The 12,789-nt window shown below is 62.7% G+C and carries 10 protein-coding genes; 8 read left to right on the forward strand and 2 right to left on the reverse strand.

Translation table 11 applies throughout. The features are described from left to right. Nucleotides 1–45 precede the first annotated feature (45 nt). From C4J92_RS01295 to C4J92_RS01310, 4 genes are read left to right on the forward strand one after another with little or no spacing between them, the layout of a single operon-like run. Nucleotides 46–711 (forward strand): amino acid ABC transporter permease, encoded by a 666-nt coding sequence (locus tag C4J92_RS01295; RefSeq protein WP_057725386.1) that lies wholly within the window; start codon nucleotides 46–48, stop codon nucleotides 709–711. After that, nucleotides 692–1,351: an amino acid ABC transporter permease gene (locus C4J92_RS01300; RefSeq protein ID WP_124365403.1), complete on the forward strand. Its 660-nt coding sequence runs from the start codon at nucleotides 692–694 to the stop codon at nucleotides 1,349–1,351. The genes C4J92_RS01295 and C4J92_RS01300 overlap by 20 nt, the downstream gene beginning before the upstream one ends. Continuing rightward, nucleotides 1,348–2,124: an amino acid ABC transporter ATP-binding protein gene (locus C4J92_RS01305; RefSeq protein ID WP_124365404.1), complete on the forward strand. Its 777-nt coding sequence runs from the start codon at nucleotides 1,348–1,350 to the stop codon at nucleotides 2,122–2,124. Before C4J92_RS01300 ends, C4J92_RS01305 begins: the two co-directional genes overlap by 4 nt. Further along, nucleotides 2,121–2,975: a transporter substrate-binding domain-containing protein gene (locus tag C4J92_RS01310; RefSeq protein WP_124402710.1), complete on the forward strand. Its 855-nt coding sequence runs from the start codon at nucleotides 2,121–2,123 to the stop codon at nucleotides 2,973–2,975. The genes C4J92_RS01305 and C4J92_RS01310 overlap by 4 nt, the downstream gene beginning before the upstream one ends. 141 nt (nucleotides 2,976–3,116) lie before the next feature. Here C4J92_RS01310 and C4J92_RS01315 read toward each other — a convergent pair whose 3' ends face one another. Further along, entirely contained in the window at nucleotides 3,117–4,277 is a 1,161-nt protein-coding gene (locus C4J92_RS01315) for an AAA family ATPase (RefSeq protein ID WP_124402711.1), read from the reverse strand. A 121-nt stretch (nucleotides 4,278–4,398) separates the two neighbouring features. On the opposite strand from C4J92_RS01315, the gene C4J92_RS01320 reads away from it, so the two are divergent. From C4J92_RS01320 to C4J92_RS01335, 4 genes are all read left to right on the forward strand, one after another. Then, nucleotides 4,399–5,481: an efflux RND transporter periplasmic adaptor subunit gene (locus tag C4J92_RS01320; RefSeq protein WP_124402712.1), complete on the forward strand. Its 1,083-nt coding sequence runs from the start codon at nucleotides 4,399–4,401 to the stop codon at nucleotides 5,479–5,481. Then, a complete protein-coding gene (locus tag C4J92_RS01325; RefSeq protein WP_124402713.1) occupies nucleotides 5,478–6,548 on the forward strand; it encodes an efflux RND transporter periplasmic adaptor subunit in 1,071 nt (356 codons plus the stop codon). Before C4J92_RS01320 ends, C4J92_RS01325 begins: the two co-directional genes overlap by 4 nt. Further along, on the forward strand, nucleotides 6,545–9,601 hold the full coding sequence (locus C4J92_RS01330; RefSeq protein ID WP_124402714.1) for an efflux RND transporter permease subunit: 3,057 nt from the start codon (nucleotides 6,545–6,547) through the stop codon (nucleotides 9,599–9,601). Before C4J92_RS01325 ends, C4J92_RS01330 begins: the two co-directional genes overlap by 4 nt. Before the next feature lie 250 nt (nucleotides 9,602–9,851). Beyond that, nucleotides 9,852–12,041, forward strand: coding sequence for a glycoside hydrolase (locus tag C4J92_RS01335; protein WP_124402715.1), 2,190 nt, complete (start codon nucleotides 9,852–9,854; stop codon nucleotides 12,039–12,041). 93 nt (nucleotides 12,042–12,134) lie between these two features. Here the strand turns inward: C4J92_RS01335 and C4J92_RS01340 are convergent, their stop codons facing one another. Next, complete coding sequence (locus tag C4J92_RS01340; RefSeq protein WP_124402716.1) at nucleotides 12,135–12,761, reverse strand: bifunctional 2-polyprenyl-6-hydroxyphenol methylase/3-demethylubiquinol 3-O-methyltransferase UbiG; 627 nt, start codon at nucleotides 12,759–12,761, stop codon at nucleotides 12,135–12,137. Nucleotides 12,762–12,789: the final 28 nt, after the last annotated feature.

Here is a 12,789-nt window from a genome sequence, read left to right on the forward strand (position 1 = left end):
CGGACTGCGCTCGCGGCATTACCCATGCGGCGATTTGGACTGCACATGACCTTCGATTTCGCATTTATTCTCAGCACCTTGCCGGCGTTTCTCAAAGCGGTCGGGGTGACGCTGCAAGTGGGTCTGATCGCAATTGCCACCTCCTTGCTTGTGGCGCTGATCAACGCGGCGCTGTTGGTGTTTCGCACCCCCTACCTGTCGCGGCTGGTGGCGCTGTATGTGGAGCTGGCGCGTAACACGCCGCTGCTGATTCAACTGTTCTTCGTGTATTTCGCGCTGCCGGCCCTGGGCTTGAATATTTCCGGATTCTGGGCGGCGATTATCACCATGACCTTCCTCGGCGGCGCCTACCTCACCGAAGTGCTGCGCGCCGGTGTGGAAGCGGTGCCGCTCGCACAGATCGAGTCGGGCAAGTCTATCGGCCTGTCCGACTGGCAGCTGCTGCGCCATGTGATTCTGCCCCAGGCCGGCATCCTCAGCCTGCCGGCGCTGTTCGCCAATTTCATCTTTCTGCTCAAGGAGACCACGGTGGTTTCCGCTGTGGCGGTGCCCGAGATTCTCTACACCACCAAGAGCTACATCGCGCTCTACTACAAGACCTACGAAATGCTCGCCGTATTGACGCTGATCTGCGTGCTGCTGTTCTTGCCGTTGTCGCTGTTGCTCAGCCGTTTGGAAAGGAGGCTCCAGCATGGCCAGTTCGGGTCTTGAATTGTTATGGGTGTCGTTGCCGCAACTGGGCAAAGGCGCTGCGCAAACCCTGTCGATTTCGTTCTTGAGCATCGCCTTCAGCACGGTCGGCGGCGTGTTGTATGGCGTATTGCGCACCTTGGACAACCGCGTGATCAATGCGCTGCTGCGGGTTTACCTGGAGCTGTTTCGCGCCATCCCGGTGCTGGTCTGGCTGTACCTGTTGTTTTTCGGCCTGCCGATCTTCTTCGGCCTGAGCATCCCCAGTTTCTGGTGTGCGGTGCTGGTGTTGTCGTTGTGGGGCGCCAGTGAAGTCGGCGAAGTGGTGCGCGGCGCCTTGCATTCGCTGCCCCGTGGCCAGCGCGAAGCCGGCTTGTCGATCGGGCTGTCCGACCCGCAGCTGTACGGCTACGTGCTGCTGCCCCAGGCCCTGAAACGCATGACGCCGCCGACCATCAATGTCTACACGCGGATCATCAAGACCAGCTCCCTGGCGGTGCTGATCGGCGTGGTGGATGTGATCAAGGTCGGCCAGCAAATCATCGAGCGCACCTATGAGTCGGTGTTGATCTACGGCGCGCTGTTCCTGTTTTTCTTCTTTATCTGCTACCCGTTGTCGGCCGCCTCCAAGGTGCTGGAACGGCGCTGGGCCCAAGCATGAGCGCATTGATCGAGTTTCAGGGTTTCAACAAATTCTTCGGCGAACAGCAGGTGCTCAAGGGCATCGACCTGAGCGTGCACAGCGGCGAAGTGGTGGTGATCCTCGGCCCCAGTGGTTGCGGCAAAAGCACCTTGCTGCGCTGCCTCAATGGCTTGGAAGTGGCTCACAGCGGGCACTTGCGGTTCGCCGGCAACGAGCTGTTGGCAAAACATACCGACTGGCGCCAGGTGCGCCAGGACATCGGCATGGTGTTCCAGAGCTACCACCTGTTCCCGCACATGAGCGTGCTCGACAACATTCTGCTCGGCCCCTTGAAGGTGCAAAAGCGCGACCCGCGTGAAGCGCGTGAGCAGGCGGAAAAACTGCTGGCGCGCGTGGGCCTGGCCGACAAGCGCGACGCCTTTCCACGCCAGCTTTCCGGCGGCCAGCAGCAACGCATCGCCATCGTCCGTTCGCTGTGCATGAACCCTCAGGTCATGCTGTTTGACGAAGTCACCGCCGCCCTCGACCCGGAAATGGTCAAGGAAGTGCTGGAAGTCATCCAGGGCCTGGCCCGCGACGGCATGACCCTGCTGATTGTCACCCACGAAATGGCCTTCGCCCGCGCCGTCGCCGACCGCGTGGTGTTTATGGAGGCCGGTCGCATCCTCGAACACAACACCCCCGAGGCATTCTTTACGAACCCGCAAACCGCACGCGCGCAGCAGTTCCTGGAGAAGTTCTCCTTTGTTTCAACACTGCCCAGAAAGATCAAGGAACCGGAGCTGCTATGAAAAAGTTACTGCTGCCACTGTTTGCCGTCGCGTTACTGGCCGGCTGCGACAAGAAGGCCGAAGAGCCTGCCAAACCTGCCGCCAGCGCGGTGAGTGCTATCGACAAGATCAAGGCCCGCGACAAGCTGATCGTCGGCGTCTTCACCGACAAGCCGCCGTTCGGCTTCGTCAACGAAGCCGGCCGCTACGTCGGTTTCGATACCGACATCGGCCGCCAATTCGCCAAGGACCTGTTGGGCGATGAAAACAAAGTCGAGTTCGTCGCCGTGGAGCCGGCCAGCCGTATCCCATTCCTGCAAAGCGACAAAGTCGACCTGATCCTCGCCAACATGACCGTGACCCCTGAGCGCAAGGAAGCGGTGGACTTCACCAACCCCAACCTGAAAGTCGCGGTACAGGCCCTGGTACCGAACGACAGCCCGGTCAAGAACCTGGATGACCTGGCCAGCCGCACCACCATCGTCACCACCGGCACCACCGCCGATATCTGGCTGACCAAAAACCACCCGGACTGGAAACTGCTCAAGTTCGAGAAAAACTCCGAGTCGCTGCAAGCGCTGTCGGCCGGCCGTGGCGATGCCTACGCCCAGGACAACCTGGTGCTGTTCAGTTGGGCCAAGCAGAACCCCGGCTACCGCGTGCTGGAGCAGAAGCTCGGTGACGAAGCCCCGATTGCCCCGGCGGTGAAGAAGGGCAATATCGAACTGCGCGACTGGGTGAACGCGGAATTGGCGAAGTTGGGCGAAGAGAAGTTCTTGCTCAAACTCTATGACCAATATGTGCGTAAAGAACTGAGCGATGACACCAAGCCTGAGAGTGTGATTGTTGAAGGCGGGAAGTGGCAGGGCTGAGGCCTGGCTTTTGTGTTGGCTGTTCTGCCGCCATCGGGGGCAAGCCCCCTCCCACACTGGATTGGGTTCACAGGTTCTGATTTGTGCATATATCCAAATGTGGGAGGGGCTTGCCCCCGATGAGGCCTGTGCAGTCACCCCCTATTCCGGCCACTGCCACGCCGGCGCATCCAGCATCCCCTGGCCCACCACCCGCGTCTCCCCCATCACCTTCTCCAGCACAATCGAGTTGCACTCTTGATCCTGCTGCAACGCCGCAATCAAGCGGCTGGCATGGGACACTACCCACACCTGGCACTGCGCCGACGCCTGGATGATCAAGCGCGCCAACGCTGGCAACAGGTCTGGATGCAAGCTGGTTTCAGGCTCGTTCAGCACCATCATGGTCGGCGGCCGTGGCGTCAGCAGCGCGGCGATCAGCAGCAGGTAGCGCAAGGTGCCGTCCGACAGCTCTGCCGCCGACAACGGGCGCAGCAGGCCTTCCTGGTAAAACTCGATGGCAAAGCGCCCGCCCTGTAACGGTTGGATATTTAAGCGCGCGCCTGGAAACGCATCGCTGACTGCGCGCTGTAACGCCTCGGGGTCGCCAATTTCACGAATGGTTTGCAACGCTGCGGCCAAATCGCGCCCGTCGTGATGCAGCACCGGCGTGCGGGTGCCTAACTGCGGTTGGCGCACTGGCGCGTCCACGTCGCTGCGAAAGTGATCATAAAAGCGCCAGCCACGGATGCTTTCGCGCAGCAGCAATACTTCCGGCGAGCCACGCAAACTGCCGACTTGGTCGAACAGGCTGTGGTAGTTCGGCGTGTGCTGGGCCAGTACATCCCAGGCACGGCCTTCGCGAGCGCGCACCAACGGCCCGGAACGCTGTACCAACAGGCTGGCCGGGCGGTAGACGTGCCCGGCCCAGATGCATTCCCTCTTCACTTCCGGGTCGAGGCTGAAAAACGACTGGGTGGGTTCCGGCAAGCCCAGGGAGATCGCGTAGCTGAAATCTTCGGCGGCGAACCCCAGGCGCAGACGCTTGACGCCCTTGCGCACGACAGCCTCCACCGGCACTTCACCGCTGTGCATACGCCGGCTGATGGTTTCCGGCCCGGCCCAGAACGTCGAGTCCAGTCCGCCCTCCCGGGCCAGGGCATTGATCACCCCGCCCTGGGCAGTTTCGGCCAGCAGGCGCAGGGCGCGATACAGGTTGGACTTGCCGCTGCCGTTGGGGCCTGTGACCAGGTTCAAGCGGCCCAGGGGCACCACCAATTTATTGATCGAGCGGTAATTGGCCACCGCGAGGGTCTTGAGCATGGCAATTGAGTCGGTAGGGGAACCATTGAAGTATGGGATCCTCCATGCAGATAAGGAACCCTGATCTAAGCTCACAGTCGCATACACACTGGCACGTCGGCATCACGCAAAAGGAGCCTGCATGGGCGGTCGCATTTCCACATTTTTCTTCGGGCTTGGCTTACTGACGCTGCTGGGCGGTTGTGGCCAGGAAAAGGCCGAGCCCAAGGCCCATTCGCGGGTGTTCGTGCAAACCGTGCAGCCGGCGGATTTTGCCGCAGCGGTCACGCTGACCGGGGATGTCCAGGCGCGGGTGCAAACCGATTTGTCCTTTCGGGTGGGTGGCAAGATCATCCAGCGCCTGGTCGACGTCGGTGATCGGGTGACGGCCAAGCAAGTGCTGGCCAGGCTCGATCCCAAGGACCTGCAGACCAACGTCGATTCCGCCCAGGCCCAGGTCGTGGCCGAGCAGGCGCGGGTCAAGCAAACCGCCGCCGCCTTCGTGCGTCAGGAAAAGCTCTTGCCCAAGGGCTACACCAGCCGCAGCGAATACGACGCCGCCCAGGCCGCGTTGCGCAGCAGCCAAAGCGCGCTGGCCGCCGCCCAGGCGCAGTTGGCCAATGCCCGTGAGCAACTGGGCTACACCGCGCTGATCGCCGATGCGCCGGGCATCATCACGGCGCGCCAGGCTGAAGTCGGCCAGGTCGTCCAAGCCACCGTGCCGATCTTCAGCCTGGCCCGCGATGGCGAACGCGACGCGGTGTTCAACGTTTACGAATCGCTGCTGGTGGAGCCGCCGCCGGACGCGCCGATCACCGTCAGCCTGCTGGATAACCCGAGCATCAAGACAGTGGGCAGAGTCCGCGAAGTCACCCCTGCCGTGGCCGCCAATACCGGCACCGTGCAAGTGAAGATCGCCCTGCAAAGCCTGCCCAAAGGCATGGAACTGGGGTCGGTGGTAAGCGCCACCGCCAATGGCCCGGCCAAGGCCAGCATCGAGTTACCGTGGTCGGCCTTGACCAAGGACCTCAGCGAACCCGCCGTCTGGCTGGTGGACGGCGACGGCAAGGCGCAGTTGCACAAGGTTACGGTGGCGCGGTACCTCACCGGCAAAGTAATCATCGGTGACGGCCTTAAAGGCGGCGAAAAAGTCGTGGTGGCCGGTGGGCAATTGCTGCACCCCGGCATGCTCGTCGAAATTGCCCAGCAAGGAGCCCAGCCATGAAGCACCTGACGGTGATCCTCGCCGCCAGCCTGTTGCTGGTGGCCTGCTCCAAGGAAGACGCGCCGCCCGAACCGGTGCGCCCGGTGTTGTCCATGGAGGTGGAGGCCGAAGACCAGGCACAGCTCGGTCGTTTTGCCGGCACCATTCAGGCCCGCTACGAAAGTAACCTGGGCTTCCGTGTGCCGGGCCGTATCGCCCGCCGCGCGGTGGACGTGGGCGCCGAGGTGGAGAAGGGCGCCTTGCTCGCCGTCCTCGACCCCACCGACCAGCAGAACCAACTACGCGCCGCCCAGGGTGACCTGGCCCGCGTGCAGGCACAGTTCATCAATGCCCAGGCCAATGCCCGCCGCCAGCAAGAGCTGTTCGACCGTGGCGTCGGCGCCCAGGCGCAGTTGGATGTGGCCCAGACCGACCTGAAAACCACCCAGGCCACCCTCGACCAGGCCCGCGCCTCGGTCAATCAAGCCAAGGACCAGCTCAACTACGCCGAGCTGCGCACCGACCACGCCGGCATCGTCACCGCCTGGAACGCCGAGGCCGGCCAGGTGGTCAGCGCCGGCCAGCAAGTGGTGACCCTGGCCCGCCCGGACATCAAGGAAGCGGTGATCGACCTGCCCGCCGGCCTCGCCGAGCGCTTGCCGGCGGATGTGGTGTTCCTGGTGGCCGGGCAACTGGACCCCAGCGTGCACACCACCGCCATCGTGCGCGAGATCGAGCCCCAGGCCCAAAGCGCCACGCGTACCCGTCGCGCGCGCTTGAGCCTGACCGACACCCCCGCCGCGTTTCGCCTGGGCACCGCCATCAGCGTGACCTTGAGCAGCGCCATCGCGCCGCGTATCCAGCTGCCGTTGAGCGCGTTGCAGGAAGTCGATGGCAAGACCCGCATCTGGTTGCTCGACACCCATAGCCAGACGGTGCAACCGCGTGATGTCACGGTTGTCAGCCGTGACGCCGACAGCGCAGTGCTCAATGGTGGCATCAAGCCCGGCGAGCGCGTCGTCACCGCCGGTGTGAACAGCCTGAAACCCGGGCAGAAAGTCAAAATCGACGAGGACAGCCCGCGATGAAAGGAAGCTTCAACTTATCCGACTGGGCCATCAAGCATCAGTCCTTCGTCTGGTACCTGATGTTCGTCGCGCTGCTGATGGGCGTGTTTTCGTACATGAACCTGGGCCGCGAGGAAGACCCCTCGTTCACCATCAAGACCATGGTCATCCAGACCCGCTGGCCGGGCGCGACCCAGGAAGAAACCCTCAAGCAGGTCACCGACCGCATCGAGAAAAAACTCGAGGAACTCGACTCCCTCGATTATGTGAAGAGCTACACCCGGCCGGGCGAATCCACGGTGTTCGTGTTCCTCAAGGACACCACCAGCGCCAAGGCCATCCCGGAGATCTGGTACCAGGTTCGCAAGAAGATCGACGATATTCGCGGCACCTTCCCCCAGGGCTTGCAGGGGCCGTCGTTCAACGACGAATTCGGTGATGTGTTCGGCTCGGTGTATGCCTTTACCGGCGATGGCCTGTCGATGCGCCAGTTGCGCGACTACGTGGAGCAGGTGCGCGCTGAAATTCGCTCGGTGCCGGGGCTGGGCAAGGTCGAGATGATCGGCCAGCAGGACGAAGTGATTTACCTGAATTTTTCCACACGCAAACTGGCGGCCCTGGGCATCGATCAGCGCCAGGTCGTGCAAAGCCTGCAATCGCAAAATGCCGTGACCCCCGCTGGGGTGATCGAGGCCGGGCCGGAGCGGATTTCCGTGCGCACCTCGGGGCAGTTCGCCTCGGAGAAGGACCTGGCCAACGTCAACCTGCGCCTGAATGACCGCTTCTATCGCCTGGCCGACATTGCCGACATCAGCCGGGGCTACGTCGACCCGGCGCGGCCGATGTTCCGTTTCAACGGCAAGCCGGCGATTGGCCTGGCGATTGCGATGCAGAAGGGCGGCAATATCCAGTCGTTCGGCAAGGCGCTGCATGGGCGCATGGATGAACTGACCGCCGACCTGCCGGTGGGCGTCGGCGTGCACAAGGTTTCGGACCAGGCCGAAGTGGTGGAAGAGGCCGTCGGTGGCTTTACCAGCGCGTTGTTCGAAGCAGTGATCATCGTGCTGGTGGTGAGCTTTATCAGCCTGGGCATGCGTGCCGGGCTGGTGGTGGCGTGCTCGATTCCGTTGGTGCTGGCGCTGGTGTTCGTGTTCATGGAATACAGCGGCATCACCATGCAACGGGTGTCGTTGGGCGCGTTGATCATCGCCCTCGGCCTGTTGGTGGACGATGCGATGATCACCGTGGAGATGATGATCACACGCCTGGAAAAAGGCGAAACCAAGGAGCAGGCCGCGACCTACGCTTATACCTCCACGGCCTTCCCGATGCTCACCGGCACGCTGGTGACCGTCGCCGGTTTCGTGCCAATTGGCCTCAATGCGAGTTCGGCGGGTGAGTACACCTTCACCTTGTTCGCGGTCATCGCCGTGGCGATGCTGGTGTCGTGGGTGGTGGCGGTGCTGTTTGCTCCAGTGATCGGCGTGCATATCCTCAGCGCCAATGTGAAGCCCCATAGCGCCGAGCCGGGGCGCATCGGCCGCGCGTTCAATGGCGGCATGTTGTGGGCCATGCGCAATCGCTGGTGGGCCATTGGCATCACCGTGGGCCTGTTCGTGGCGTCGGTGTTCTCCATGCAATTTGTGCAGAACCAGTTCTTCCCGTCGTCGGACCGTCCGGAAATCCTCGTCGACCTCAACCTGCCGCAAAACGCCTCGATCAACGAGACGCGCAAGGCGGTCGACCGTCTGGAAGCGATCATCAAGGACGACCCGGACATTACGCGCTGGAGCACCTACATCGGCCAGGGCGCGATCCGATTCTATCTGCCGCTGGACCAGCAACTGGAAAACCCCTACTACGCGCAGTTGGTGATCGTCAGCAAGGGCCTGGAAGAGCGCGGTGCCCTGATTGCGCGCCTGCAGAAGCGCCTGCGCGATGATTTCGTCGGCATCGGCAGTTTCGTGCAGCCGCTGGAAATGGGCCCGCCGGTGGGACGCCCGATCCAGTACCGCGTATCCGGCAAAGACACCGACCAGGTGCGCAAGCACGCCATCGAACTGGCGACTTTGCTCGACCAGAACACCCACCTGGGCGAGATCATCTACGACTGGAACGAGCCGGGCAAAGTGCTGCGCGTCGACATCGCCCAGGACAAGGCACGGCAACTGGGGCTGTCGTCGGAAGACGTGGCGCAGTTGATGAACAGCGTGGTCAGCGGCGCCTCGGTGACCCAGGTGCATGACGACATTTACCTGATCAATGTGGTCGGCCGCGCCGAAGACGCCGAACGCGGTACGCCGGAAACCTTGCAGAACCTGCAGATCGTCACGCCCAACGGCACCTCGATTCCGCTGCTGGCCTTCGCCACCGTGCGCTACGAGCTGGAGCAGCCGCTGGTGTGGCGTCGCGACCGCAAGCCGACCATCACCATCAAGGCCGCAGTGCGCGACGAGATGCAGCCGACCGACCTGGTCAAGCAGCTGGCGCCGACCATCCAGAAGTTCAGCGACGGCCTGCCGGTGGGTTACAAAGTCGCCACCGGCGGCACCGTGGAAGAAAGCGGCAAGGCCCAGGGCCCGATTGCCAGCGTGGTGCCGTTGATGCTGTTCCTGATGGCGACGTTCCTGATGATCCAACTGCACAGCGTGCAGAAGATGTTCCTGGTGGCGAGTGTCGCGCCGCTGGGGCTGATCGGCGTGGTGCTGGCGCTGATCCCCACGGGCACGCCTATGGGCTTCGTGGCGATCCTCGGTATCCTCGCGTTGATCGGCATCATCATCCGCAACTCGGTGATCCTGGTGACGCAGATCCACGAATATGAAGTGGCCGGCTACACGCCGTGGGACGCCGTGGTGGAAGCCACCGAGCATCGGCGCCGGCCGATCCTGCTCACGGCGGCGGCGGCGAGCCTGGGCATGATCCCGATTGCGCGGGAAGTGTTCTGGGGGCCGATGGCCTACGCGATGATTGGCGGGATTATTATCGCCACCTTGCTGACGCTGTTGTTCCTGCCGGCGCTGTATGTGGCTTGGTACAAGATCCGCGAGCCAAAGCAGGAAGAACGCGGTTAAAAATGTGGGAGGGGCTGATCGTTCCCACGCTCCGCGTGGTAACGCCTCCTGGGACGCTCCGCGTCCCGCCAAGCGCTGCAAATTTCGGCTACTGCGCACAGGTGACGCGGAGCGTCACGGGCCGCATTCCCACGCGGAGCGTGGGAACGATCTTTGAGATGTGGGAAGCTTCTGAAAGTGACGCCTGTTGCCCTGGTCACCCCGTTGAGTGTTTTACCCTCCGGCCTCCACCTCTCAACGGTCGCCTGCCATGAACCGTCTGCGTCATACCTTGCTGATCTGCTGCTGCTTCCTGTCGCCCCTGGCCTTTGCCAGCACCGTATTGGAAAACCCGTTGTGGCGAGTCGAACTCGACCCGGCCACCCTCGCCATCCGTGTGACACCCAGCGGCCAACCCGAGGTTCACGCCTCCAAAGGCGTATCGGCCCGCGCCGTCAGTCAACTCGCACAAAACGATCAACAGGTCAGTTGGCAATGGGACGACGGTGCCTATCGCGTAACTGCCAGCCTTGAGCAGCGCGACCTGCTGCTGTCGATCAGGGCGCGGGAAGACGGTGAACTGCCGATCCTTGTGCAGCCGGCGAGCGCCCTGGGCAAGGGGTTGATGTGGCCGTTGGCCGAAGGGCATTACGTGCCGGCCGGCAATGCCCTGTGGAGCGATTTCCTGATAGAGCAGGGCGATATCAACACCACCCAGGACCTCAGCCTGCCGTTGTGGGGTGTCGATCACGGTGCCTTCACCTTGAACTGGCTGCTGACCAATCCCTACAACAACCGCCTGCGCTGGCAAGGCCAGGCGTTGTCGTTGGCCCATGAGTTCACGTCGCTCGCACCTGCCGCGCCCATGACCCTGTTGTTGCACCTGGGCGACGCCGACCCGCTGGCCGGCGCCAAGCGCTATCGCCAATGGCTGGTCGAACAGGACCGTTACGAACCCTTGGAGGCCAAGCTGCGGCAAACGCCGGGTGCGCAAAAACTGCTGGGCGCCAGCCATGCCTACCTGTGGGGCAATGACCTGCTGGCGCTGGAGGATGTGCGTGATTGGCCGCTGTTGCTCAAGCGCTTGCGCGATCATGCGCTCAAGGGCCTGTTGGACAAGGACTCCGCAGCGCTGCTGGCGCAGCCGGGCAGGTTGAATCGCTACGAGCAAACCGTGCTGTTGCGCGGCCTCAACGCGGCGATCAACCAGAAGGCCCGGCAGAGCTGGCAGGTGGACGAGCCCGATATGACCCGTCTTGCCGCCCGCTACGGTGAGTTGCGTCGTGAACTGGCCGTGGATTTTGCCGGTGCCCTCGGCGGTAGCCCCGACACCTGGGGCAGCAAGATAGTACAGACACTGCGCGACGCCGGGCTGCCACGCTTGATGCTGACCCTGGGCGAAGGCTGGGAAGGCGGCCTGTGGCACCCCGAAACCATCCGCGCCGGTGTCGACGCGGGCTACCTGATAGCGCCCTACGACTCCTATCAAACCGCGTTGTCCGCCACCGAAAATCCCGACTGGACCACCGCCCACCTGGGCAGCAAGGCCTACCGCGACTGCGCCATTGTATTGAAGGACGGCCAGCTCAAGACCGGCTTCCAGCGGTCCGGCCACTACACCGATCCGCGCTGTGTGCGGCCGTTATTGGAAGCGCGGGTGAAAGCCGTACAGGCCAGGGCGGGCTTCAACGCCTGGTTTCTCGATGCGTACGCTACCAGCATGCTGCTCGACAGCTACCGCGACAGCGCACCGATGACCCAGGCGCAAAACGCTGAAGGCAATATCGATGCGTCCCGTTGGCTGAACACCACGCTGCAATTGCCGACAGGCTCCGAAGACGGCAACGCCATCACCGCCCAGGGGATCCTGTTCGCCCATGGCATGCAAACCCCGGTGCTGGGCTGGGGGGATCGCGACATGACTCGGGACAAACAGTCGCCCTACTACTTGGGCAACTGGTATCCGCCGGAGCAACCGGCGGTGTTCTTCAAGTCGGTGCCGCTGAACGAGCCATTTCGCACGCTCTACTTCGATCCGACGCTGCGCCTGCCGCTGTACCAGGCGGTGTTCCATGGTTCGGTGATCACCACCCATCACTGGCTGTTTGATAGCCTCAAACTGAGCAATGTGCGGGCTGAAAATGAGCTGACGCAGTTGCTCTACAACGTACCGCCGCTGTATCACCTGAGTGCTGCGACGCTCAAGGAACGGCTGCCGTTGATTCAGCGCCAGGATCGGTTTTTCCGTCCACTGCATGAGCGCCTGGCGACTCAGGCGATGACTGATTTTCGCTGGCTGACCGCAGATAAACAGGTGCAGCAAACCACGTTTGCCGATGGCACGCGGCTGGTGGCGAATTTTTCGGCGGGAGAAAAACAAGGCTATGCCGGGCGCAGTGTGACGGCGCTGGTGGAGGGTGAAAGCCCGGTGGTGTATCAGGTGTATCAGCGGGGCCATTGAGACCATCGGGGGCAAGCCCCCTCCCACATTTGAACGCGTTCCCCTGTGGGAGGGGGCTTGCCCCCGATAGCGTCAGCCCAGGCAATACATCACTTAAACCCGACGCCACACACTGGCCAACCAAGGCTGCTGCTCCCGAGGCAATCCCGCCGGCCGGTAATAGTGCTCCAACTCCACAAACCCCGCCGTCGTCAGCAATGCCTGCCACGCCGCCAGATCGTGATAAGACCCATACCGAGGCCCATTCCAGCCTTCCTGGTTGTCACCGCGAGGATTGGAGCTGAACAGCACGCCTCCAGCCTTCAACGTGCCATGCAGTTGCTTGAGGACCCGGGGCAATTCCTGCTTGGGAATATGAAACAGCACCGCATTGGCAAACACCCCATCGAAGCGCCCGTCGGGCAGGTCCAGCTTGAGGAAGTCCTGCTGCAACACCTCGCAGTCACTGTCCTGCCGCGCCATCTGCGCAAACCGCTCGGAACCATCGAGCCCCACGGCGATATGCCCCAGGCGTGTAAAGGTCTGCAGATCCCGCCCCGGCCCGCAGCCAAAATCCAGCACGGTAAACGGCGGCGTGCCCTGGATGTGCCGCAGCAACGCGTCGATGTTCTGGCTCACATCGTGATCGCGGGTGCCCTCGCGGAAGTCTTCGGCGACTTTGTTGTAATGGCCGAGGGTGGTGGCGGTAATCTGGTTAAGGTCGTCGGGCTTGAGGGTCATGACAGGCAATACCGGGCGCTGGGATGCG

This window comes from Pseudomonas sp. R3-18-08 (genome assembly GCF_003852065.1).
In the GTDB taxonomy this organism is placed as follows: Bacteria; Pseudomonadota; Gammaproteobacteria; order Pseudomonadales; family Pseudomonadaceae; genus Aquipseudomonas.